This is a genomic window from Radiobacillus deserti (assembly GCF_007301515.1).
In the GTDB taxonomy this organism is placed as follows: Bacteria; Bacillota; Bacilli; order Bacillales; family Amphibacillaceae; genus Radiobacillus; species Radiobacillus deserti.
On sequence record NZ_CP041666.1, the window covers coordinates 2032554 to 2056434 of the forward strand.

At 38.2% G+C, this 23881-nt stretch carries 24 protein-coding genes; 1 reads left to right on the top strand and 23 read right to left on the bottom strand.

Annotated elements, in window-relative coordinates; all coding sequences use genetic code 11:
* Positions 1-12: 12 nt before the first annotated feature.
* The 19 genes from dnaG to rpsU form a co-directional block, all read right to left on the bottom strand.
* Positions 13-1824 carry a DNA primase gene (gene dnaG / locus FN924_RS10830; RefSeq protein WP_143894389.1) on the bottom strand — a complete coding sequence of 604 codons (1812 nt, stop codon included), beginning with the start codon at positions 1822-1824 and terminating at the stop codon, positions 13-15.
* Between the two features lie 608 nt (positions 1825-2432).
* Positions 2433-3254, bottom strand: coding sequence for a pyruvate, water dikinase regulatory protein (locus FN924_RS10835; RefSeq protein WP_143894391.1), 822 nt, complete (start codon positions 3252-3254; stop codon positions 2433-2435).
* 16 nt (positions 3255-3270) lie between these two features.
* Positions 3271-3894, bottom strand: a complete 624-nt coding sequence (locus FN924_RS10840; protein ID WP_143894393.1) for a transcriptional regulator CcpN — start codon at positions 3892-3894, stop codon at positions 3271-3273.
* A gap of 35 nt (positions 3895-3929) precedes the next feature.
* The gene (gene glyS / locus FN924_RS10845) at positions 3930-6020 is read right to left on the bottom strand and encodes a glycine--tRNA ligase subunit beta (protein ID WP_143894395.1); all 2091 of its coding nucleotides are present in this window, start codon (positions 6018-6020) and stop codon (positions 3930-3932) included.
* Entirely contained in the window at positions 6007-6900 is an 894-nt protein-coding gene (gene glyQ, locus FN924_RS10850; RefSeq protein ID WP_143894397.1) for a glycine--tRNA ligase subunit alpha, read from the bottom strand. Before glyQ ends, glyS begins: the two co-directional genes overlap by 14 nt.
* Positions 6901-7198: 298 nt before the next feature.
* Positions 7199-7942: a DNA repair protein RecO gene (recO, locus tag FN924_RS10855; protein WP_143894398.1), complete on the bottom strand. Its 744-nt coding sequence runs from the start codon at positions 7940-7942 to the stop codon at positions 7199-7201.
* A gap of 23 nt (positions 7943-7965) precedes the next feature.
* Positions 7966-8109: a YqzL family protein gene (locus FN924_RS10860; protein ID WP_143894400.1), complete on the bottom strand. Its 144-nt coding sequence runs from the start codon at positions 8107-8109 to the stop codon at positions 7966-7968.
* Between the two features lie 101 nt (positions 8110-8210).
* Positions 8211-9116, bottom strand: a complete 906-nt coding sequence (era, locus tag FN924_RS10865; RefSeq protein ID WP_143894402.1) for a GTPase Era — start codon at positions 9114-9116, stop codon at positions 8211-8213.
* 283 nt (positions 9117-9399) lie between these two features.
* Positions 9400-9783, bottom strand: a complete 384-nt coding sequence (locus FN924_RS10870; protein ID WP_143894404.1) for a diacylglycerol kinase family protein — start codon at positions 9781-9783, stop codon at positions 9400-9402.
* Positions 9758-10225 (bottom strand): rRNA maturation RNase YbeY, encoded by a 468-nt coding sequence (gene ybeY, locus FN924_RS10875; protein WP_143894406.1) that lies wholly within the window; start codon positions 10223-10225, stop codon positions 9758-9760. The genes FN924_RS10870 and ybeY overlap by 26 nt, the downstream gene beginning before the upstream one ends.
* The gene (locus tag FN924_RS10880; protein ID WP_143894408.1) at positions 10226-12364 is read right to left on the bottom strand and encodes an HD family phosphohydrolase; all 2139 of its coding nucleotides are present in this window, start codon (positions 12362-12364) and stop codon (positions 10226-10228) included.
* Positions 12365-12464: 100 nt separating this feature from the next.
* Positions 12465-13433, bottom strand: a complete 969-nt coding sequence (locus FN924_RS10885; RefSeq protein ID WP_143894411.1) for a PhoH family protein — start codon at positions 13431-13433, stop codon at positions 12465-12467.
* Positions 13434-13435: 2 nt separating this feature from the next.
* Positions 13436-14662, bottom strand: a complete 1227-nt coding sequence (gene yqfD / locus FN924_RS10890) for a sporulation protein YqfD (RefSeq protein ID WP_143894413.1) — start codon at positions 14660-14662, stop codon at positions 13436-13438.
* A gap of 29 nt (positions 14663-14691) precedes the next feature.
* Positions 14692-14973 (bottom strand): sporulation protein YqfC, encoded by a 282-nt coding sequence (gene yqfC / locus FN924_RS10895; protein ID WP_143894415.1) that lies wholly within the window; start codon positions 14971-14973, stop codon positions 14692-14694.
* Between the two features lie 190 nt (positions 14974-15163).
* A complete protein-coding gene (locus FN924_RS10900) occupies positions 15164-15619 on the bottom strand; it encodes a hypothetical protein (protein ID WP_143894416.1) in 456 nt (151 codons plus the stop codon).
* A gap of 36 nt (positions 15620-15655) precedes the next feature.
* Positions 15656-16639 carry a flotillin-like protein FloA gene (floA, locus tag FN924_RS10905; RefSeq protein ID WP_143897191.1) on the bottom strand — a complete coding sequence of 328 codons (984 nt, stop codon included), beginning with the start codon at positions 16637-16639 and terminating at the stop codon, positions 15656-15658.
* A gap of 13 nt (positions 16640-16652) precedes the next feature.
* The gene (locus FN924_RS10910; RefSeq protein ID WP_228409426.1) at positions 16653-17975 is read right to left on the bottom strand and encodes an NfeD family protein; all 1323 of its coding nucleotides are present in this window, start codon (positions 17973-17975) and stop codon (positions 16653-16655) included.
* Between the two features lie 186 nt (positions 17976-18161).
* Positions 18162-18608, bottom strand: coding sequence for a GatB/YqeY domain-containing protein (locus FN924_RS10915; RefSeq protein WP_143894418.1), 447 nt, complete (start codon positions 18606-18608; stop codon positions 18162-18164).
* A gap of 60 nt (positions 18609-18668) precedes the next feature.
* The gene (rpsU, locus tag FN924_RS10920) at positions 18669-18845 is read right to left on the bottom strand and encodes a 30S ribosomal protein S21 (protein ID WP_143894420.1); all 177 of its coding nucleotides are present in this window, start codon (positions 18843-18845) and stop codon (positions 18669-18671) included.
* A 199-nt stretch (positions 18846-19044) separates the two neighbouring features.
* On the opposite strand from rpsU, the gene FN924_RS10925 reads away from it, so the two are divergent.
* Positions 19045-19968, top strand: coding sequence for a Na/Pi symporter (locus tag FN924_RS10925; RefSeq protein WP_143894422.1), 924 nt, complete (start codon positions 19045-19047; stop codon positions 19966-19968).
* 42 nt (positions 19969-20010) lie between these two features.
* On the opposite strand, the gene deoC is transcribed toward FN924_RS10925, so the two are convergent.
* From deoC to prmA, 4 genes are all read right to left on the bottom strand, one after another.
* Positions 20011-20661, bottom strand: coding sequence for a deoxyribose-phosphate aldolase (gene deoC, locus FN924_RS10930; RefSeq protein ID WP_228409659.1), 651 nt, complete (start codon positions 20659-20661; stop codon positions 20011-20013).
* Between the two features lie 122 nt (positions 20662-20783).
* On the bottom strand, positions 20784-22133 hold the full coding sequence (gene mtaB / locus FN924_RS10935) for a tRNA (N(6)-L-threonylcarbamoyladenosine(37)-C(2))-methylthiotransferase MtaB (RefSeq protein WP_143894426.1): 1350 nt from the start codon (positions 22131-22133) through the stop codon (positions 20784-20786).
* Between the two features lie 10 nt (positions 22134-22143).
* Positions 22144-22890, bottom strand: a complete 747-nt coding sequence (locus FN924_RS10940) for a 16S rRNA (uracil(1498)-N(3))-methyltransferase (protein ID WP_143894428.1) — start codon at positions 22888-22890, stop codon at positions 22144-22146.
* Between the two features lie 18 nt (positions 22891-22908).
* Positions 22909-23847, bottom strand: a complete 939-nt coding sequence (gene prmA, locus FN924_RS10945) for a 50S ribosomal protein L11 methyltransferase (protein ID WP_143894430.1) — start codon at positions 23845-23847, stop codon at positions 22909-22911.
* Positions 23848-23881: the final 34 nt, after the last annotated feature.

Below are 23881 nucleotides of genomic sequence, written 5' to 3' on the forward strand. Positions count from 1 at the left end.
ATATACAAACAATCAATTTCGAATTTGTCTTTGTATATCTAAAATTTTCATCGCAATCTCTGCTGCTCGTAATGGATCACTTTGTTGTTCTGCTAATTTTTGATCTTCTTTTAATGATTTGATTAGGGCGTGGTCGTTTTGCTCAGTACGAATGGTGTTGATATAATCACTAATTTCACGATCACTTATGTCTGATTGAGTAGGAATTAATGCCAACTCAACTGCATAACTTTGCAACTCTGAATCCGGTAGCTCCTCTACAAACTGACTAACATCTGGAGCATTACCCCCTTCATAGAAAGCATATAAGTATGTGACAATGACTTTATGCTTCTCTACATTAAAATTACCACCTAACTCTTCTTGAACCTTCCCTGCAATCGTCTCATCCGACAACATATAGGAAAGCAATTGCCTTTCAGCATTATGATAAGCGGGTAATAATTTTCCAGTTGCATGACGCTTGCTTTTTATGGTATTAGTATGGCGATTTTGAACCCCCTTATCCTGTCTGTTACCCAACTTTTGCAGTCTAGCTTCAATTTCAAGGGTTAGCGTATCCATGGATAAGTTAAATTCATTAGACAACTCTTTCAAGTAGTGTTCTCGTTCAATCGGTTTTTCAATTAACGCGATTTCATCAAGTACTTTTTCAACATATTGTATGCGATCTCCTTCTAATTTTAGATTATAATCTTTTTTTATATACCTCATCATGAAAGAAGTATACGTGTCACTTGCCTTTATAATCTCATTTTTGAAGCGTTCGGCACCATATGTCTGAATGAATTCGTCTGGATCTAATCCGTTAGTTAAATGAGAAACTTTCACCATACAACCCACTTGTTTTAAAAGCTTTGCTGCTTTAAAAGAAGCCTGTATGCCAGCCTCATCCCCGTCATAACAGATCGTCACTTGGTCGACATACCTTCGAAGAAGCTTTGCTTGTGCTTCCGTAATAGATGTACCTAATGTGGCAACACCATTCTGGATGCCTGCATTATAAGCAGAGATGACATCCACATACCCTTCAAACAGTACGACTTCTTGCTCTCTTCGAATGTGAGGCCTTGCCAAATCAAAGTTATACAGCATGGTCCCCTTACGAAAGAGATCAGACTCCGGACTGTTTAAATACTTTGGCTCTTGGCCGTTTAGGGCTCGACCACCAAAAGCTATTGTTTTTCCAAGATGATTCCGAATCGGGAACATTACCCTCCCACGAAAACGATCCGTAACCCCTTGATCTTCTTTAGCAGAAAGCAGACCAGCTTTCACCATTTGTTGAAGATGGAACCCTTTCTTCTCCAAAAACTGAGCTGTAAAGTCCTTGGAATTAGGTGCAAATCCAAGTTGAAACGTATTAATGCTTTCTTCTGTAAATCCACGGTTAATCAGATATTGATAAGCCTCTTTACCATCCTTTGAATGGCGTAACAAATGGTGATAAAGCTTAGTTAACCATTCATTCGCACTTATAACATCCTGATTATCCTGGTTATGCTCTTGTGAAGAAGGCTGCAAGTCTTTTGGAAGAACATGTCCACTTTTGTCTGCTAGAAATCGAATGGCTTGTGAAAAGTTAAACCCTTCAATCTCCATTAAAAAAGTGACAACATTTCCTCCTTTTCCACATCCAAAACAATGAAATATTTGCTTGTCTTGTGTTACAGAAAAGGAAGGCGTTTTCTCACCATGGAACGGGCACAAACCAAAAAAGTTTCTCCCCTGTTTCTTTAGTTGGACGTACTCACCAATTACATCTACAATATCATTAGCTTTCCGTATTTCTTCTACTAATTCTTCTGGTATTTGACTAGCCATTATAATCACCGTATTTTACAATTATTCTATATTGCAAAAAGAAAACCCTGCATTTTACGACAATATTTTTTACAAAGTCGAAAAAAATGTGTTGGAAAATAAAAAAAAGCTTTTTCCTTTTTTCTTTCCAAACATTTGTCGATTTTTATATGTCATAAAGACGAAGGACTTGCCTAGCCTTTATTCTAATAATTCCTCTTGATGTGGAAACATAAACTTCCTAGGAAGAAAAAGTGAAGTCCTGTAACGGAATTAATGGAGAATTTTTGCTTCTTATCGACAAAGAACTATCTATAGAAGCATACAAACTTATATTCTACAAAAAATGAAAGAATCCTTCTTAAATAAGAATGTTTTATTTTTCTGAAAATCTAAGAAATCTGTTCGTATATTCTAATTTGATACTCCATTTTATGTAGAGGTCCTTCTAAACATGTTGGTTCTATACAAACATTTTTTCACAAAAAATAATTATAATACAAAAAAATCCAAATTGCTAGTAAAAAATTTTTCTTTCAACCAAAAAGAAGAGCTGATTTAAAAGTTATAAATGCATAAACTTTTACCAATCAGCTTCTATTTTATAGCCAATCGACCTTTACAGTCTTTTAATTTCTATTTTGAAATAGTCTATTTCTAATATTTAAAATTACATTTGCTGTTTCTTCTACCGCTTTATTAGAGACGTCAATGATTTGACAACCAATCCTTTGAATTATGTCATCAAAATATTTTAATTCTTCATGAATTCTATCCAAATTCGCATAACTTGCGGCTTCCCCAAGACCTAACGCTTTCAATCTTTCTTTCCTAATATCATTTAATTTCTCAGGACTGATACGTAATCCGATACACTTGTCTGGATCGACATCAAACAGTTCAGCTGGAGGGTCCACTTCTGGAACAATAGGTACATTTGCCACTTTAAGTCTCTTATGAGCTAAGTATTGAGAAAGTGGAGTCTTTGAAGTTCGTGAAATGCCGATAAGAATGATGTCTGCCTCAGAAATCCCACGTGCATCACGACCATCATCGTATCTTACTGCAAATTCAATGGCTTCTACCCGTTTAAAGTAATCTTCATCCAGTTTATGAACAAGACCTGCCTCTAACTTTGGTTTTTGGTTAAAACTTCGTTCCATGGCATCAATCATGGGTCCCATAATATCAATGCATTCAATCTGTCGTTTGCTCGCTTCTGTTAGAAGATGTTGTCGAATGACTCGATTTACAATCGTGAAGCCAATAATTGCTTTTTTCTGTTCAGCGAGATCTAATGTTTCCTTTATAATCTGCATATCTTCAACATATGGTACACGTTGTAATTCAAAACCACCCTGGTGTTCAAATTGAATGAGCGCAGCTTTGACAACTAGTTCAGCTGTCTCTCCTACAGAATCAGATACGACATAAACGACAGGTTTACTCAAGTGTTGCCCTCCTCCATTATTCTTGCTTTACAATCCCGACGAATGCTTTAATAACGTTAGTCTTCGTGATTCTACCGATTACTTTTAGGCTATCTTCTCTTCGTTCCACAACGGCTAAACCATCAACCTGCTTTTCCATCATCGTGTTTGCAGCTGATAATAAGGAATCCTCTGGTGTGCAAACGGATAGATTAGGCATTCTAGTCATAATGATATGCACAGGGATATTATTTAAATCCTGATTCCCCATACTTGCGCGTAGCAAATCCTTTCGAGATAAGACCCCAGCAAGCTGACCTTTTTCATCTTCAACGAATAAGGTTCCGATATCTTCTAAAAACATTTTCCCTATCGCATCATATACTGTTTCATTTTCTTTAACGACGACTGGTTTAGATTGATAATCTCGGACTAAAAAACGATTCAAGCTTTCTTCAATCATATCCGATTGTTTTTTTTTCGTATAAAAATACCCGACCTTCGGCTTTGCCTCTAAAAATCCTGCCATGGTCAACAAAGATAAATCCGGTCTTAAGGTGGCCCTAGATAAATTTAATGTAGTAGCAATTTGTTCTCCGGATATCGGTCCTTGTTCTTTGACGATTGTTAGAATTTGTTCTTGCCTATTCGAAAGTTCCATCTTACTTCACCATCAATTCTTTCCAATACTTCTCGTTACACATGTTGCTTCCATTGAATACGTGTTAAGTCAGCAAATTGTTTAATTTTATTTGAAATTTCAAGTAGTAAGGCAAGTCTGTTACGTCTTAAAGCATCATTCTCTACCATAACCATTGTTCCATCAAAGAAGCGATGAATCGGATCCGTTAATTCACTTAGGATCGCTAATGCTTCTTCGGCCTGGTTCTGTTCTAACGCTTGCTCGTAACGCTTCACCATGTTCTGATAGCTCGCATATAATTCTTTTTCCGCTTCATTTTCAAATAATCCTTCCTCCACTTGCGCATCTGTTCCTTTTTCTGCAATATTTAAGACACGAACGAGCGCTTCTTGTGTAGATTTGAAGTCATCATCTTGTCGCTTCTCCACTAAACACTTCGCCTTTTGAATCGTAAAGTTAATATTACCTATCCCACTAGCTAATACAGCATCCATAACATCTTGATCTACCTGCTCCTCTCTTAACAGGTAAGAAGCTCTTAATTGGAAAAATTCATCTACATTTTGTCGTAGTTCTTCAACAGTTGCGGTTGGTATCTTCCAGTCTTGATAAAGAGCGGTAACCATATTTAACAATCCTTCTATTTGAATCGACCAGTCCTGTTTACGAATCATTTGTAACATCCCAATTGCTTGTCGTCTTAATGCGTACGGATCTTGGGAGCCTGTCGGAATAATGCCAACTGCTAAACAACCAATAATGGTATCTAACTTATCGGCTACACTCAGAATAGTACCTACCATTGTTTTAGGCAAGACACCATTCGCACTTCTTGGCATATATTGTTCATTAATCGCTACTGCAACTGCCTCTTCTTCCCCAAACAATCTGGCATATTTTTCACCCATTATGCCCTGTAATTCCGTAAATTCATTCACCATGTTAGTAACTAGATCAAATTTACTTATTTCAGCCGCTCGAATCACGTGTTTTTGGATCACGTTATCTACGGTTAGAAGTTTACAAATTTCCTCTGCAATTCTTCCTACACGATAAACCTTTTCAGAAATTGTTCCAAGTTTCTCTTGAAATACAATCTTCTCGAGTTTTTGTAGGCAAGCATCAATAGATAATTTTTGATCCTCCTCGTAGAAAAACTCTGCATCCGATAATCGAGCACGTAACACTTTTTCATTCCCTCTAGAGACCGTATCAAGATGCTGTTCATCTCCATTACGGACTGCAATAAAAGCTGGAATTAACACCCCGTTTTCTTTAGAACGAACCGGGAAATATCGTTGGTGTTCTTTCATCGAAGTGATTAATACTTCCTCTGGCACTTTTAAGAAACGTTCATGGAATTGTCCTGAAAAAACGGTTGGATATTCTACCAGATGTGTTACTTCCTCTAGTAGTTCCTGATCAATTGGAATGACCCAACCATTCTTTTCTTCCAATTGCTTTATACCGTGTAAGATAGACGCTTCTCTTTCTTGAGGATTGACGATTACATATTGCTCTTTCATTACATCTACATAGGATGTAGGTTCCTTAATCTCTACTTTCTCCCCTAAGAAACGGTGTCCATAGCTAATCGCGGATGTATGAACTCCCTCAATCTCAAATGGGATTACTTGATTATTTAAAAGGGCTACTATCCAACGGATAGGCCTTGCATAGCGAATGGTAGAATTTGCCCAACGCATATTTTTTGGAAAGGTAATGCTCAGAATGACATCTTTAAAGGCGGGTAACAAATCTATAGAGTTTTTTCCCTCGATATATTTGTTAATAAATATATATTCTGTGCCTTTCACATCCTTCACATAAATATCCTCGACCGATTTCCCCTGTCCTCTAGTAAATCCCTGGGCTGCCTTTGACCAATTCCCATCTTTATCTAATGCAATATGCTTTGCTGGTCCTTTTGCTTCCTCTTCCACATCATCCTGCTTCTCAGCAAGGCCACGTATGACAACGGCTAAGCGACGTGGAGTAGAATAAGACTCCACAGCTTCGTAAGGGAGACGTAAATCCTTTAACCAATTCTCCGTCTTCTCTTTTAGTTGTTTCTGTGCATCTGGAATAAACCGTGACGGTAATTCTTCTAGACCTATTTCAAATAAAACATTATTGGTTGTCATGATTAATCTCCTCCTTCTTCAACATCGGAAACCCTAGTCTTTCTCTTTCTTCGACATAAAGCTTTGCAATAGCTCTAGCAAGGTTACGCACCCTTCCAATATAACCAGTACGTTCGGTTACAGAAATAACCCCTTTTGCATCCAATAGGTTAAAGGTATGGGAGCATTTTAAAACATAGTCATATGCTGGAAATACCAGTCCTTTTTCCATCGTCTGCTTCGCTTCTTTTTCATACGTTGAAAATAACTCAAATAACATGTCCGTATCAGATTCTTCAAATGTATATTTAGAGTGCTCATATTCTGGTTGATAAAAAATATCCCCAACAGTAACGCCGTCTGTCCATTCTAATTCAAATACGTTTTCTTTATCTTGAATGTAAGAGGCTAGACGCTCAATTCCGTAAGTGATTTCTACCGCTACTGGTTTCGCTTCTAATCCACCGATTTGTTGGAAGTAAGTAAACTGAGTGATTTCCATTCCATCTAACCAAACTTCCCATCCTAAGCCAGCTGCACCAAGCGTTGGGTTTTCCCAGTTATCCTCTACAAAACGAATATCATGCTGCTTAGGATCAATTCCAAGCTTTTCTAATGATTCCAAATACAATTCTTGAATGTTAGATGGCGACGGCTTCATGATCACTTGAAATTGGTGGTGTTGGTACAAGCGATTTGGGTTCTGTCCGTAGCGACCATCGGCAGGTCTTCTAGATGGCTCCACATACGCTACATTCCAAGGCTCTGGACCTAGACTACGAAGCAATGTCATTGGTGACATGGTACCTGCTCCTTTTTCCACATCATAAGCTTGCATAAGAATACAATTTTGTTCGGACCAATGTGTTTGTAATGTTAAGATCATTTTTTGAATGTTCATGTTTTACCTCCATTGTTTGATGTTTCGATAACAAAATAAAAACCGTCCTCTATGCCTTTACAGACATAGGGACGGTATAACCGCGGTTCCACCCTACTTGCATCTATTCCAAAAATAGAATACCACTTTCGCATCATGCTCCTGAGCGCCTTCCTTACCTTGAATCTACCCAGCTCTCACCTTACCTGGGCTCTCTAAAAGATTCGATGAATAAGTACTACTCTCTCTCTTCACATCGCTATCAAATTTGTTATTAAGATACTCCAAATACAAGGCCGTTGTCAACCTTAAGCTCCTTTTATTTTAAAAGATCGAGCTGTTTTAGAAATTTTTTTGACTTTAAATAATAGCCCCCATGATGATCATAATACATTTCCATAATTCTTTGGAGCAACTGTTTGTTCTCTTGCTTAATCGAAATATTCCCAATTCTTGTCACATCTATCCTAGATAAAAGCTGAATGATTTTAATTAATTTAGGAGGAATTCCAATGCCATGCTCATCTATATGTGCACATCTTGGACAAAGAAAACCACCCTCAGAAATAGAGAACTTATACATTTCACTTATTTGCCCACAATGAACACATTGATGAACAGTTGGAGCAAATCCTGCTTTTTGAAACATTTTAAATTCGTAGATGATGGTCAATATTTCAGGATCTTTCCCCTCATTAATAGCTAGTAATATTTCTAACAACTGCTGATATACATATGTATCGGGCTGTTTTTGTTCCATTACCTTGTCCGTTAATTCTGCTAGGTAAGAAGCGTATGCGGTTTTTAAAATATCCTCACGTATTGGTCTTAAAGAATGGATGACTTCCCCTTGTTGCATCGTTCCTAAGCTGGAGCCTATTTGAATCATAAATTCCCCATGAATAAATGGCTGCGTAATAGCAGCCATTCTACTCTTGGGCTTTTTTGCTCCACGAGCAATAACGCCTATTTTTCCCATTTCTTTTGAAAATAACGTAACGATTTTGTGCGTTTCCCCATAGTCTTGTGTTCGCAGAATGAGCGCTTCACATTTGTTAAACAAGCTCTTTCACCGTTCCCCTCCCCTTAAATATTTGGATCCAATTCAGCAATTCTTTCGGAAGTTTCAAAAAAAGCTTCTTCATCATAGACAGTTTCTAACTCTTTCATAAGTAAATAGGTTTCAATGTTTCCTGTCTGACTAAAAACCTTCCATGTAAAGTCTAACACAAGAAACCCCACCTTTCTTAAATTTATGATTATGATCTGTCACTACTTATAGATTAACCTGATTGACATCGTTAATGAGTTAAAATATTTACCATGTATGATTAGTACTCATCGTTTCGGAACCCATACTCATGCAAGTGTGATGGGCGATTCCGCCAATCCTTCTCCACTTTGACCCATAATTCTAAAAATATTTTTGTACCAAGTAATGCTTCGATATCTTTTCTAGCGAGCTTTCCAATTTCCTTTAACATAGAACCTTGTTTCCCAATTATTATTCCTTTTTGCGATTTCCGCTCCGTTACGATGGTTGCTTGGATAAAGACACTACCAGAATTCGCACGTTCCTCTATGTTCTCAATAACAACCGCTACCGAGTGAGGAATCTCTTCCCTTGTAAGCTGTAAGGCTTTTTCGCGAATTAATTCACTAATAATAAATCGTTCTGGATGATCTGTTACCTGGTCATCTGGATAGTACTTTGGCCCTTCCGGTAAGTACTGTTTAATAACTTGAATCAGGTGATCCACATTATTTCCTTCTAAGGCAGAAATCGGAATGATTTCTTTAAAGGCATACTTGTCCTTATATTCGTCAATTAGCGGAAGAAGTTGGTCCGGATGCACCTTGTCAATCTTATTAATAATAAGGAAAACCGGATTATGGACACGTTGAAGTAAGTCTAAAATGTATTGGTCTCCTTTCCCATATCCTTCTTCGGCGTTTATCATAAATAAGACGGCATCCACTTCATTTAAGGTATTTTCAGCGACTTTCACCATGAAGTCTCCAAGCTTATGCTTTGGTTTATGAATTCCTGGCGTGTCAATAAATACAATCTGTGCGTCTTTATCTGTATATACTCCTTGAATCGTGTTGCGTGTTGTCTGCGGTTTGTCACTCATAATCGCAATTTTTTGACCAATCACATGGTTCATAAATGTTGATTTTCCAACGTTTGGTCTTCCTATTATCGTGATAAAACCTGAGTTAAAGTTGTTCTCCATTGGTGTAAAGTCCTCCATCGTTAGGTTCCAATTATTTTTCTTTATCTTACTATAAAAGCAGATTCCCTTTCATCTTTTCGACAAAACCTCTGTAAAAAAAGTGTAATATATATCTCTTATTAGTAATACAATTTCTTCTCTTCACATAAAAATAGTAGATCTGACTTTAGTTTTTGACAATAGGTCGGTAACCTATGCACCGTTCGATTCTCGACAATTTTAGCTTTCCTTTTCTAAATTATACGAAAAAATCTGTTTGCACCAATAATGTACAAACAGATTTTCAAAGAAATACTTCCACGATTCTAGGAATGAATATAAATCCCCCGATAACGGCCGCAGAGATAGCACTCACGAATACAGCACCAGCAGCAATATCTTTTATAGCTCCAATCTTTGGATCGGGCTCAGTGGAGAGATAATCCATTATTTTCTCGATTGCTGTATTTACCATCTCTAAACTTAATACAAGGGCAATGATCAATGAAAGAAGCATCCATTCTCCCTTTGTTATATGGAAAACAATACCACCTAGAATGACGAGCCCTGTACAAAACATGTGAACTCTAAAATTTCGTTCTGTTCGGAAAACAGAACGAATTCCATTCCAAGCAAAGACAAATCCTTTCCAAAACCGATGGCTACTCCCTCGATAATCCGAATGCATGAAGGATTTCCTCTTGTCTTCCAAACATCTTTTTCTCATCTTCCTCATTCATATGATCATAGCCTAGCAAGTGTAGAAATCCGTGAACTGCCAAAAAACCCAATTCTCGTTCAAAAGAATGCTTGTAATCCTTTGCTTGTTCTTCCGCCTTATCAACGGAAATAATGATATCACCTAATAGTAACGGACCATTATCGCCCATAATTTCTGGCTCGTCGTCTACATTTTCTTGCATAGCAAACGAAATGACGTCTGTTGGCTTATCTTTGTTTCGGTAATCCCGATTAATGATTTGTATTTCATCATTGTCTACAAAGCTAACCGATAGCTCTGCATCTTCTGCCACATTTTCCAATTGGGCAGCTTGTACAAGTAATTTCTCTACTAATTCAATATGTTCTGGCTTAACTTGATTTGTTGCATCTTGAAAATCAATTTGCACTTATTTCGCCTCCTTAATCTTCTCTTGCTTAGTTGGGTACTGAATTCTCGAGTGAAAAATGCCTGCAAGTGTTTCACAGATAGTTCGCCGGATCACATGTAGCTCATTGATAGTAATAGGACATTCATTTAATTGTCCATCATTTAGTCGATCTTTAATGATGGAATAAACGATTTCTTCGATTTTTTCCATCGTAGGTTCTTGCAAGGAGCGTACAGCCGCCTCCACAGAATCACAAATACAAATCACCGCAGCCTCTTTCGTTTGTGGCTTTGGACCAGCGTAACGATAAGCATCTTCTTTGACATCCAAATATTTGTCTTTCGCTTTATAATAAAAATACTTAAGAAGCGTTGTCCCATGATGCTGTTCCGCTATATCCACAATCTCTTTTGGAATCTTGTGTTTTTTTAACAGCATCGCTCCATCATACGGATGTCTAATAATAATCTCTGCACTCTGAATCGGCTCTAATAAATCATGAGGATTTTGGATTCCCATTTGGTTTTCGATAAAATAATGTGGCCGCTCCGTTTTACCGAGGTCATGATAATACGATGCAACTCTAGCAAGTAACCCATTTGCACCGATTGCTTCACAGGCTGTTTCACTTAAATTAGCGACCATGACACTGTGATGATACGTTCCAGGTGCTTCTGTAAGAATTTTTCGCAATAAAGGGTGGTTTGGGTTTGCTAGTGTTAATAATTTGGACTCTGATAATATTCCTAAACCAGCTTCAAAGTACGGAATCATTCCAATCGTCAAGATGACGGATAAAAAGGCAGAGGCAATTCCAAATCCACCATGTATTAAAACTTCCGGTATAGTAACTGACTCAAAGGTAAGGAATAGAAATAACAAAATGACGATTTCATTAACCAAGGTTATTCCTATTGCTGCTTTTAATATTGCGGATTTATCTTGTAAATTTTGGATTAAAATACTACCAGCAAACTGGGAAAAGAACATGTACGTTCCTGCTTCAACATTAAACGCACCTGGAATCTCGCCATTAAAAATAAGACTCCCTAATAGCGCAAACAAGGCAGATAACACTATTGCAACACGTTCATTTAGTAACACTTTGATTAACATGGCACCAGTTGCTGCCGGAACTAACAAAAAGAACTGGTACATAGATGTATTGTAGATACTAATCACTTTCATTACAGAAACCATAAAAATGATGATAATTACGATCGCGAGAATCTTACCCGGATTTAAGTTGTTCGATTTGGAATAGGTATGAAGTTCATAACTAATCGTTGCACAAATTAAACTAATCAGTAAAAAGAGTCCAATAACTGGAAAGATATTTCGTTCATTATTCAGTAAACCAACTAAATCTAATTTTTCATAGATTTCATTAGTTATCGTTTGTCCTTCACGAACAATAATTTCACCTGCTCGTATCATAACAGGTTCAACGTTACTAGCAGCTTGCTTTTGTGCCTCCATCGTAGTTTCCACATCAAAAAATGAATTTTCAACTACTGCAAACGAACTAAGCTCATATAAGGCTTCCTTCACGTCTTGATTTAGGCTTGAATAGCGTAAGCTTTGCTTAAGATTACTAACTGCACTTTCTAAGTTCTCTGTACGAACCCCAGCATTCAAGACATCATACAAGGAGGTTGTCAAAAGTTCCTTGGCGATGGAACGCTCAGATTCAGAAGCATTGAGTAACGCTACTATGGATTCCTGAGACATAGCTTCCGATAGTTCAGGAGTTAATATTTGAGAAATGTACTGCGCTTTTTCTGGTATTGTTTTAGGGATTTTATCTTCTGCTTTTTCATCAGAATTTTCCAATTTATGGATCGCATCAAACAATTCATTCACATATTGGACACGCTCTTGCGTAATTTCACTTGAAATATCATAGCGGTCTTCAACGGCTTGTACCGCCTCTCTTGTCCTTCGCTCTGTCTCCTCCACATTTTCAATCGTAACTGGAGAACGAACTGTTTCCTTAGCCGTTGAAAAGCGTTCTATATCATACGTCTCTGTAAACACATTGGACAAAGTCATTAACAAGCAAAAGATACCTAATACTAATATAGGTAGTCCAATACTAAACATATTTCTTTGCTTATTCAAAAAGGAAAGAATGACTTGAACCTTATTTTTAAGCATGACTTCACCCCGTTTATCCTCTAGTCTAGTCCATTAGACACTCCTCTTCTCTAATGAACTTCCATCTCCTGATACAGAAATAAGACCCGCATACTGGGTCTTAAGGCTTGTCTGATTCCTGCTCGTACGCATCAATAATTTTTTGAACTAATGGGTGACGAACAACATCGGATTGTTTCAAGTACACTAATGAAATCCCCTTCACATTGCTCAATCTTGTTTCTACGGATTTCAGTCCAGATACGACACCTTTTGGTAAATCCACTTGTGTAATATCTCCTGTTATGACCATTTTCGACCCAAATCCTAATCGAGTTAAAAACATTTTCATTTGGGCTGGTGTTGTATTTTGTGCTTCGTCTAATATGACAAATGCATCGTCTAAAGTACGACCACGCATATAGGCTAACGGAGCAATTTCAATTGTGCCTCGTTCAATAAGCCGCAACGTATGTTCTGTTCCTAAAACATCATGTAACGCGTCATATAAAGGACGTAAGTATGGATCTACCTTTTCTTTTAAATCCCCTGGTAAAAATCCTAAGCTTTCCCCTGCTTCTACTGCAGGCCGTGTTAAAATAATTCTTTTTACATTTCCACTTTTCAATGCATTTACAGCCATCACAACAGCTAAGTATGTTTTCCCAGTACCAGCTGGTCCAATTCCAAACACGAGATCGTTCGCTTTTATTTCGGATACATACGTTCTTTGTCCTAACGTTTTAACCCGAATGGATTTCCCTTTCGCATTTTTCGTAATTTCGTCTTCAAAGAGCGTTTCAAATTGTTTGATTTTCCCTTTTTTAGCTAAATCAAGAGCATAGACTACGTCTCGTTCCCCTACAGTTAATCCTTTTCGGATAATACTTAATAGTGCTAGGAGCACCTCTTCGATTAGCTTTACGTCTCCATCCGTTCCAGAGACTCTAACGCCTTCCCCTCTCGTCACGATGGATACGCCCACTTGCTCTTCCATTAATTTCAAGTGTCGATCTTCTGTTCCGAATAAAGAGAGAGCTTCGTTTGGTTCATCTAATTGTAAATCAATTGTTTTCAAATCTTCAGGCATAATCAATCTCCTTGAGATATTGGTTGGTTTTTAACTATATTTTCGTGAACCGTGAAATAAAGGATTAATTTAACTTTACCATTCTCATAAGTTTCGTGCAAAACTTTTTCAGAAACTATTTGTGAATCCTTTTCGAGCTTACTTTTCAGTTCCTTTCGAGCCTGAGAAACTGCAACATCTCTTGCTTCTTGTTTTGTTCTAGTAACTTTGGTTTCTTCTGCTTCTTGTAGATTCACTTGTTTAAAGCTTATCGGTAGCTCCCATTTTAAAAACTGGAATGGTTTTTCAACCGTTTCGGTTTGAATCTTTTTATACTCGGGATCCCCAAAGCCCCAAACCGGTAATGAAAACCCAGCAATATTTAAGTAATACTTCTTTTTATTATGACCAGTTAGTGTTTGATAATTCGCTTTTAACGGAATAGAAACTGCCGTTTGGTACCAGGTTTCCGCAATGATTTCCGCTTCAGCTGAAACAAGGTTTGGCTTCTTTTCTTTCTCCTCTTCCTCTTCTTCATTTTTTTCCTGTTCATCTATGTTAATATTTCCAGAAACAAGTAATTCTCCTTTTTTTACGAAATCATTTACTTGAACCATTGGCTTTCCTTTGGAGACGAACATATCTATAATGACGCCTTTTTTCTCTGCAACAATATTCCGAGGCCCCGGCTCTTCTTTTTCTTCTACGAGTGTCTTTTCCACTCCTTCTAAATAAAAGGTTGTCCCTTTTTCCTTCACACCAACCCAAAGAAGCTCAGGAATATCGTCCAAAAGCTTTTGTTGAATAGCACTTGGTGAACCTAACTGGAATTTTAATGTTCCAGGCTCCACTCCATAGGCATCTAGCTGTTTCATTATTTTTTTCTCGAGTTCTGGATGTACTCCTGTTACCTTCACATCCCAGACCATATTCGATAGGATGCCTATAAATAAAATACTTAAAACCAATCCAATCACGAGAGGCTTCTTATGTAAAAATCGTTGAGAAAGAAAAGGAATTCCTTTTTTATTTAAAAAGGATACTTTATAAACCGTTCTCCTTCTCAACCGTTTGACTTGTGCAACATCCTTTAGATGGATATTCCCTAAACAAACCTTGTCTGAGATTTTTTTTACATTCCAAACGAGCACTTGTTCTTTAGCGCATAGGGCAAAAAACAACTCAGGACGTGAACCGGTAATTTTTATTGTTACATACCCTGTCAAATAACTGCCTTGCGTAATCTTCAATGGGTTACCTCCTCAAGCGTATTTCCGATTTACTCTTCAATGAAAGTGAATTCTTTGATTTTGCCTTCCAGTAATATTTCTTCTGGCAACATCATCTTAAGTACGAATTGACTTCCTGTTATTTTTAAATAGCCATATTCCATTCTCAACCGAAGTTCGTTGTCCGAGAATAGAACGAGGCCACGATGATTTTCAATATATGCATGTAATTGGCCAATGGTCGTAATTCTTGGTAGCTCGAGGATCACATCTGAAGGTAAATCAAGATGATTTGTGAGCCAATTCCCAATCCGTTGTCTCCACGGTTTCATGGATGATGCCCCCTCTCTCATCTAAATGTATGAAAAATTAGAGGAAATAAGAACCGAAAATACGCTTTTGAAGGTACGTATATATATTGATGATATTGTTGTTCCAACAAGATATAGCCTCGCTAGGACAAGATATCTGCCTAACAAAAAGAAGACACACCTTTAAGGTATGTCTTCTTTATTGGAAATGTTACCGTCTATTTTTATGAAATCTCGGTTCATAAGGTTTTAACGCTCTTGGAGTACCTAGTACTTCTGTCATTATCATATTTTTGGCCAGAGCCTTACCTTTTAATTCTGTAGAAATAAAGGAAGTATCTTTCCTTCGAGCATTTTTTGTAACGCTCTGTCTTCGAACAGTCTGCGGTTTATTATTCTCCTGATCCACTGTTAAAGAAGACGTGTGCTGCTTTAATTTTTCGTATTGCTGCTGTATAGAAGAACTGTTTGCATGCTCCTTTAAGTTTTCTTCAAAAGCTTCCATTTGCGGTTCCATGGTTTCTGTTTTCATCGGACCAGAAGGTGTAGGTGTAGGCGTTGGTTTTGGATTTGGTGCCTTCTCTGTATCCTTCTCCTTCTGAAACATGCCAAAGATTCCACTCGCAATCGCGATCACCGCAAAAACAATACCTATGATATCATCCATGTTTCATCATCCCTCCTTAATGGAGTTACTGGCAGTTTATTCTTCTTCTTTGTCTTTCGATATTTTACCAATAGAATCTCTCATGTCGGTATCCGCATTAATGTTTTTATAGTTCATGTAATCCATAACTCCTAGATTTCCAGACCGTAACGCTTCTGCTAATGCAAGTGGTACATCTGCTTCCGCTTCCACTACTTTAGCTTGCATTTCTTGTACTTTGGCAATCATTTCTTGTTCTTGTGCTACCGCCATCGCTCTTCTTTCTTCCGCTTTTGCTTGAGCAATGTTTTTATCTGCTTCCGCTTGGTCCATTTGAAGTAGAGCACCGATGTTCTTACCGATATCAATATCGGCAATATCAATCGATAGAATTTCAAACGCAGTACCTGCATCTAATCCTTTAGATAGGACATTATGAGAAATTTTATCCGGGTTTTCTAACACTTCACTGTGACTAGAGGAGCTACCGATTGTACTTACGATTCCTTCCCCTACACGAGCGATAACAGTTTCTTCACCAGCTCCTCCTACTAAGCGATCAATGTTAGCACGAACAGTGATACGAGCTTTCGCCTTTACTTCAATCCCATCCATTGCAATACCTGCAATAAACGGTGTTTCGATTACTTTCGGATTAACACTCATTTGCACGGCGTCTAATACATCACGACCGGCTAAATCAATCGCCGCACATCGCTCAAAGCTCAGTTCAATATTCGCACGTTGTGCTGCAATTAGTGCGTTTACAACACGGTCTACGTTACCACCTGCTAAGTAGTGACTTTCCAGTTGATTTGTGTTGACGTCAATTCCTGCTTTGTGCGCTTTAATTAATGGATTAATCACACGTGATGGAACAACTCGTCTAAGACGCATCCCAACTAGTGTAAATATACTAACTCGAACACCAGCAGCTAGGGCACTAATCCAAAGCATTACTGGGATAAAAGTAAACAATACAGCAACCGCGATAATAATAATACCTACTAATATAATCGGTAATAGTCCTTCAATTGTCATCATTAAATTCCTCCTACTCATTATCTATAGCTCTAACAATTATTCGAGAACCTTCTGCTTTTACAATCCGGATTGGAGACTGTGCCTGCACATAGCCCCCTTCTGTAACAACATCTAATCTTTCCCCATCAAATAGACCGGTTCCCGAAGGTCTTAATGGGGTAACGGATATTCCTTTAAGTCCAATTAAATCCAAGCGACTCACCGATGACACATAGCCTAATTCCGTCTTCGTTGCGTCTTGAAGTATAATATGGCGGAAAATACCCTTCTCCATACCAATACGTTTGAAAAGAATTGCGAACACAACTAGCGAAACTAATAGAGCAATTGAGATGCTCATTAGCATATGGCCAATATCGGCTGAAGATAGAAATAACGCACCGATAATGGAGGCAAGACCTAAAACTCCTAGGATTCCACCTGGTACGAACAGCTCTGCTACGACCAGAACAAGACCGATAATAACAAAAACAATGGCTTCGTACCCCGCCAGTCCTGCTACGATATGACCGAAGAAAAACAGGATCAAAGAACCTAATCCGACCAAACCAGGAATCCCAAAACCAGGAGAGAAGAACTCAATAATCAGACCCACACATGCTAAAGTAAGAAGAATGGGTACGACGAAAGGATTCGTTAAAAACCTTGCAACCCTTTCTAAAAGTGTTGGCGCCACTTCTACTACCTTTGCTTCACTTAAATTTAGTTTGGCCAAAAGCTCTGTTCGATCGTCAACGATGGAATCCGCATACCCTACTTCAACAGCGTCTTTTGCGCTAAGCGTAAGAAATTCTCCACTCGATGCATTTAACTCCGGAAGGTCTACAGAGGGGTCTGCCATTGCCTCTGCGTACAATGAATTTCTCCCTTTGGATTCAGCGGCAGCCTTCATTGCTGCAATCCAAGCAGATTGTGCTTTCTTGTCTGCAGCAGTGCCATCTGTATTAATCACGCCGCTTGCTCCCATTGTGGCATTCGCAGTCATGAATATATGATCTGTATTTAAAGCCAAATAAGAACCGGCTGACAAGGCTTCATTTAAAACATAGGCACTGCTTTCTACACTGACTGCTTGCATGGTTTCAGCAATCTGTGTGGCAGCATCTACTCGTCCACCTGGCGTATCAATTTCAAAAAGGAGGTGGTCCGCTCCTTCGGAAATTGCTTTTTCTGTTGCCCTTTCAATAAAGGACTCCAACCCTTTTTCAACGGTCTGTTCAATCGGGATTACATAGACCAATTTCCCGTTCCCGTTTTCCGCATTTACCGTATGTACTCCATAAACCAAAAACATAAGAAAGCTTAACAAAATGACCACTAGCCACTTTTTCAACGTATCTCCCCTCCTTCCCGACGAGTTACTACATAATACGATATGACACGTCAGTGGGTTTCAAATTCTTTAATCATTTCCTTATGTCCTTATAGTATCTCATATCCACAAAAGGATTCCTATACAAATTCATTGCATAGAAAAATCCCCTTGTCCATGACAAGGGGATTGGTTTCATCCGTTTATTTAGGATAAATGCTTTAATACTAGTTTGTTAACTAGTGTGCCATCTGCCTTTCCTTTAACCTTTGGCATAATCGCACCCATTACTTTACCCATTTCTTGTTTAGAAGTTGCTCCAACTTCCTGAATGGTCTGTTTCACTATGTCTTCTAACTCTTCTTCAGACAGCTGTTCAGGCATATATGCTTGTAAAATCTTGATTTCATCTTCAAGTTTCGCTACAAGATCGTCGCGTCCAGCTTCTTTAAATTCGTGGAGGGAATCTTTTCTCTGTTTTAACTCGCGAGATAAAACAGTTAAATCTTCTTCTTCCGACAAACCGTCTTTCCCCAGTTTAATGGCTTCATTTTGCAATGAAGCTTTTACCATGCGAATGACACTCAAGGTTTCTTTATCCTTGTTCTTCATCGCTTGCTTCATATCCTGGTTCAGACGTTCTAATAATGACATGTTTACACCCTCTTAAGTCAAAAGATTAAAAGGAAATCCTTCTAATCTTCTATCATCTTACTAGTATTTACGTTTTCTGGCTGCCTCAGATTTTTTCTTGCGGCGCACACTAGGTTTTTCGTAGAATTCTTTCTTACGATATTCAGCCAATGTACCATTTTTTGATACACTGCGTTTAAAGCGACGAAGAGCATCCTCAAGAGACTCGTTTTTACGAACGCGAGTTGTGTTTGACATGCTAATTTCCCTCCCTCCGAAGCATACAATCTAGATTAGGCCGACATGTAACTCTACACATGTCTCCCGACAATTATAATACACTAAAATTATGTGGTCAACTTTTTTCGGAGAAACATAATCGTATTTCAAACAAGTTGGGAATTTTAATCATGTTCTATACCTCTTGTCCATAAAATGTGGAGAAGAGGTGAAATCAATGGGAGATATCTTAACACTTACTTGTGTGTTTATTATGCTTTTTTTCCTAGGTATGACGATTATGCGAGTCGGTTTATATCAATTATCCTATGAAAAAATGAAACGTCTATTAGCGACATTTACAAAAAATCCATTGCTAGGGATTGGGATGGGAATCGTGGCAACTTCCATTCTTCAGAGTAGTTCTCTCGTTATGGTATTAACCATTGGTTTCGTTAGCGTAAAGTTGCTTTCTTTTAAGCAATCAATTGGGATTATGCTAGGAGCAAATATCGGGACAACTGTTACAGGAGAAATATTAGCTTTTTCTCATCTCATTCCGGAATGGTACCTACTTATATTTGGATTTATTTGCATGGTCATTCCCAACCAAAAATCGTTTAGTGCAGGTACCATTATGTTTGGACTTGGAACCATTTTCGTTGCCTTACAAGGGTTTGAATCACTTGCTGAATCATTTGCAGAGCTTACCTATTTAGAGAATGGTTTTATCTATACAAATGAACATCCTACGTTTGGTGTAGTGATTGGGATGGTTGTAAGTGCTATTATCCAATCTTCAAGTGCAACAATCGGAATGACAATGAGTTTTTTACATGAAGGGTTAATCGGGCTACCGGCATCGATCGCAATCGTTCTTGGAGCAAATGTTGGAACATGCGTTACATCTTTACTTGCAATCATTGGATTAAGCAAAGAAACAAAGCTTGTTGCCATGGCCCACACATGGTTTAACATTCTCGGGGTCCTACTTTTTTTACCACTGTTACTCTTCTTAACGGATGTAGCTACTCTTCTTTCAGTAAATGCGAAGGAACAACTGGCACATATATCCGTCTTGTTTAATTGTGTTACCGTTTTACTTCTTATTCCGTTCCTGACACCATTCGAAAAGTTTATTGTCAGATGGTATGGGAGGTAAAATGGAAAAAGGTTCAAAGCACTAGTGCTTTGAACCTTTTTCTTAATAATCTGAATTGGATGTGCCACCTTCTACGATAGCAACCCCTGCACTTGCTCCAATACGAGTAGCACCTGCTTTAATCATAGCATCCGTTGTTTCTCGATCACGAACTCCACCGGAAGCTTTCACTCCCATATCAGGACCAACCGTTTTTCTCATTAAAGCAATATCTTCAACGGTCGCTCCACCACCAGAAAAACCAGTAGACGTTTTTACAAAGTCAGCTCCTGCTTCTTTAGAAATTTGACATGCTTTTACTTTTTCTTCTTCTGTCAGTAGTGCTGTTTCAAGTATAACCTTTGAAATAGCCTTCCCATTAGCTGCTGCAACAACCGCTTGAATATCTTTCTCTACAATATCCCACTCTCGGTTTTTAATTGCTCCGACGTTGACGACCATATCTACTTCTGTTGCTCCGTTTTTAATTGCTTGAATAGTTTCAAATACTTTCGTTTCGGTTGTAGTGGCACCTAATGGGAACCCAATTACCGTACAAACTTTAACCGGTGTCCCATTTAATGCTTCGGCACAATAGGCAACCCAATATGGATTGACACAAACAGAAGCAAATTCATATTCTTTTGCTTCTGCAAGAAGCTTGTCAATATCTGATTTATTCGTTTCTGGCTTTAATGCCGTGTGATCAATCATTTTTGCTAGTGCTTTCTTATCCAAATCTAATTCCTCCTTAGTTGTACGAACATCTTCCCCAATCATAGCATTTTTATGTAAAAATAACCACTACACAAAAGAAGACCCGATAAATTCGGGTCTTAGGATGACATTACTTTTTGTTTGATTTCCGGTTCCTCCATAACACGAACAAATTGCCCTTCACTATATGGATAACCAGCTTTCGTAATTTTCACTCTTACAATTTTTCCAATCATGTCATCCGTTGCTTCTAATTTAACCTTTAAATAATTATCTGTGTATCCGATGTACACATTTTCACTATCTTCCAATTTCTCTTCTGGAATCACTTCTAATACTTCTCCTTCGTACATAGAGGCATATTCCTTAGCTTGCTGATTAGACAATTCAATGAGACGATGCACTCGTTCATTTTTTACGTCATCATCCACTTGGTCTTCCATTCTAGCAGCTGGAGTTCCCGTACGCTTAGAGAATGGAAATACATGTAGCTCAGAATAGCCAATTTCACGTACAAAGTTATACGTCTCCATAAACTCTTCATCTGTTTCACCAGGAAAACCTACGATAACATCAGAAGTAATCGCTAAACCTGGTAAAGCTTTTTTAATTTTTTCCACTCGTGCACGGTAAAAATCTGTAGAATATTTGCGACGCATTCTCTTTAACACGGAATCAGAGCCTGATTGTAATGGAATATGAAGGTGGCGTACAATCTTTTCAGATTGGTCCAATACTTCAATTACTTCATCCGTAATTTGACTTGCTTCAATAGAAGAGATACGAATTCGTTTTAATCCTTCTACTTTTGTTTCAAGTTCACGCAGCAGTTTAGCAAAATTATAATCTTTCATATCTTCGCCATAACCTGCTGTATGAATTCCAGTTAAAACAATTTCTTTATATCCTGCATCTACTAGCTTTTGAGCCTGGTTTAACACATCTTCTGGATCTCTAGAACGGAGTAATCCTCTAGCCCAAGGAATAATACAGAACGTACAGAAGTTATTACATCCTTCTTGAATTTTCAAAGAAGCTCTAGTACGGTCCGTAAATACCGGTACGTCCATTTCTTCGAACACTCTATTTTTCATAATGTTTGAAACACCATTAATCGGTAATCTTGTTTCTTGGTGTTCTTCAATATATTCAATCATTCTTCCCCGATCTTGTGTGCCAACCACCACATCTACTCCAGGTATTTGCATAATTTCACCTGGTGAGGTTTGGGCATAGCATCCTGTCACACAAACCACCGCTTCAGGATTTTTACGAATGGCTCGACGAATGACTTGTCTACTCTTTTTATCTCCTGTATTCGTTACGGTACATGTATTAATTACATAAACATCTGAAATTTGATCGAAATCTACACGTTCATAGCCTTCCTTCTTAAATCGTTGCCAAATTCCTTCTGTCTCATAATGGTTTACTTTACATCCTAATGTATGAAAAGCCACTGTAGGCATTTCGTCACCTCTATTCTTCAAAATGATAAGATAGACCTGCTAATAAATATAGAGCTGCTGTCTCCGTTCTAAGTATTCTTGGACCTAGGCGAATCGGTGTAAATCCGTACTCTATTAACCGGTTAACCTCTTCTATTGTATATCCACCCTCCGGTCCAATACAAGCGAGTATCCTCTGGCCATTTTTAACAGTTGGAAACAAATCACTTAATTTCTGGTTACGAGAATTTTTCGCCTCTTCCTCATACGCTACCCATTTGACGTCATACTGCTTACTTTTTTCCAACAGCTCATCAAAGGAAAGAACGGTTTCAACGCTTGGAACAATCGTACGATGTGCTTGTTCACTTGCTTCCTTGACTACTTTTCGATATCGATCCGTTTTCTTAGCAATTTTTTTGGGATCCCATTTCACGATAGATCTAGCAGCTTCGAAAGGAATGAACTCACTAGCGCCAAGTTCCGTCCCTTTTTGCAGAATAAGTTCCATCTTATCCCCTTTTGGCAAACCCTGTGCAATGGTAACATGAATAGGTAATTCAACGTCCTGTTCCAACCATGTTTCTACCGTTGCCGTCACCGACAGCTCGGATAGTTCAACTATTTTACAAACGGCCGCACGACCACTTGGTTGATTACAAACAATCTGATCTCCTTGTTTCATCCGCATAACACGGACTATGTGATGAACGTCTTGCCCTGTAATCTCTACGTGATCCCCTATCCACTGCTCTTCTGGTATAAAGTAGCGTTGCACGGTTTGCCACCAACTTTCTTATTTTTTCTTCGCCATAATGGCAATCCAATCCTCCATCTGCGTTATTTCTAAAATTTCAAAACCGACTTTTTCCAATGATTCTTTTACGACATTCTTCTTCTGCTTAATAATCCCAGAGGTTACAAAAAGACCACCTGGTTTCAGAATGCGATGTGCATCCTCTACAAAACGAACAATAATTTCAGCAAGTATATTGGAAACAATCACATCTGCCTGCATATCTACATTATCTAATAAGTTATTTTGCTTCGAATAAATTTTATTTTCTAATTTATTAAGCTTTGCATTAATTTTCGTGCTCTTCACAGCTATGTCGTCTAAATCATACGCATATACTTCTTTGGCACCTAGTAGTGCTGAAGCAATACTTAGTACGCCTGATCCAGAACCAACATCAATCACGACATCTTCTTCATGAATCGCTTTTTCAAGTGCTTGCACGCTTAACACCGTAGTAGGGTGTGTTCCTGTCCCAAATGCCATGCCAGGGTCTAATTCAATGATGATTTCATCACTTGAAACTGGTTCGTATTCTTCCCAAGTCGGTATTATCGTTATTTTTTTTGAGATTTTCACAGGCTTATAATACTTTTTCCATGCGGTTGCCCATTCCTCCTCATTAACCTCACTCAAGGTTATATGATTACGACCTAGGTCAATGTCATAGATGAGTAAATTATTGATAGCCTGTTTAATTTCTTCAACTGTTTCTCCGAGAAAACTGTTTACTGCTAGATATGCTTTAACATAAACACCTTCCTCTGGATAATCATTGGGGTCTAATTCGTACACTTCGCCAAACAGGGATTCACGCTCTTTATCTAATTCGGTAGGGTCTTCAATGACTACCCCGCTTGCACCTGCTTCATGCAAAATATTAGATATCGGCTCAATCGCTTCATTTGTCGTATGGATACATATTTCGGACCACTTCAAAAGATCAACTCATTTCCATTGAATTTTACTGAAT

Bases quoted from the DNA above. Each gene is read 5' to 3' on its own strand.
- dnaG (WP_143894389.1), bottom strand. From the start codon at position 1,824: ATGGCTAGTCAAATACCAGAAGAATTAGTAGAAGAAATACGGAAAGCT.
- FN924_RS10840 (WP_143894393.1), bottom strand. From the start codon at position 3,894: ATGGAACTTTCGAATAGGCAAGAACAAATTCTAACAATCGTCAAAGAA.
- glyS (WP_143894395.1), bottom strand. From the start codon at position 6,020: ATGACAACCAATAATGTTTTATTTGAAATAGGTCTAGAAGAATTACCG.
- glyQ (WP_143894397.1), bottom strand. From the start codon at position 6,900: ATGAACATTCAAAAAATGATCTTAACATTACAAACACATTGGTCCGAA.
- era (WP_143894402.1), bottom strand. From the start codon at position 9,116: ATGGAGAACAACTTTAACTCAGGTTTTATCACGATAATAGGAAGACCA.
- FN924_RS10870 (WP_143894404.1), bottom strand. From the start codon at position 9,783: ATGCATTCGGATTATCGAGGGAGTAGCCATCGGTTTTGGAAAGGATTT.
- FN924_RS10880 (WP_143894408.1), bottom strand. From the start codon at position 12,364: ATGCTTAAAAATAAGGTTCAAGTCATTCTTTCCTTTTTGAATAAGCAA.
- FN924_RS10885 (WP_143894411.1), bottom strand. From the start codon at position 13,433: ATGCCTGAAGATTTGAAAACAATTGATTTACAATTAGATGAACCAAAC.
- yqfC (WP_143894415.1), bottom strand. From the start codon at position 14,973: ATGAAACCGTGGAGACAACGGATTGGGAATTGGCTCACAAATCATCTT.
- FN924_RS10900 (WP_143894416.1), bottom strand. From the start codon at position 15,619: ATGGATGATATCATAGGTATTGTTTTTGCGGTGATCGCGATTGCGAGT.
- floA (WP_143897191.1), bottom strand. From the start codon at position 16,639: ATGACAATTGAAGGACTATTACCGATTATATTAGTAGGTATTATTATT.
- FN924_RS10915 (WP_143894418.1), bottom strand. From the start codon at position 18,608: ATGTCATTATTAGAACGTCTGAACCAGGATATGAAGCAAGCGATGAAG.
- rpsU (WP_143894420.1), bottom strand. From the start codon at position 18,845: ATGTCAAACACAACTCGCGTTCGTAAAAACGAGTCTCTTGAGGATGCT.
- FN924_RS10925 (WP_143894422.1), top strand. From the start codon at position 19,045: ATGGGAGATATCTTAACACTTACTTGTGTGTTTATTATGCTTTTTTTC.
- deoC (WP_228409659.1), bottom strand. From the start codon at position 20,661: ATGATTGATCACACGGCATTAAAGCCAGAAACGAATAAATCAGATATT.
- mtaB (WP_143894426.1), bottom strand. From the start codon at position 22,133: ATGCCTACAGTGGCTTTTCATACATTAGGATGTAAAGTAAACCATTAT.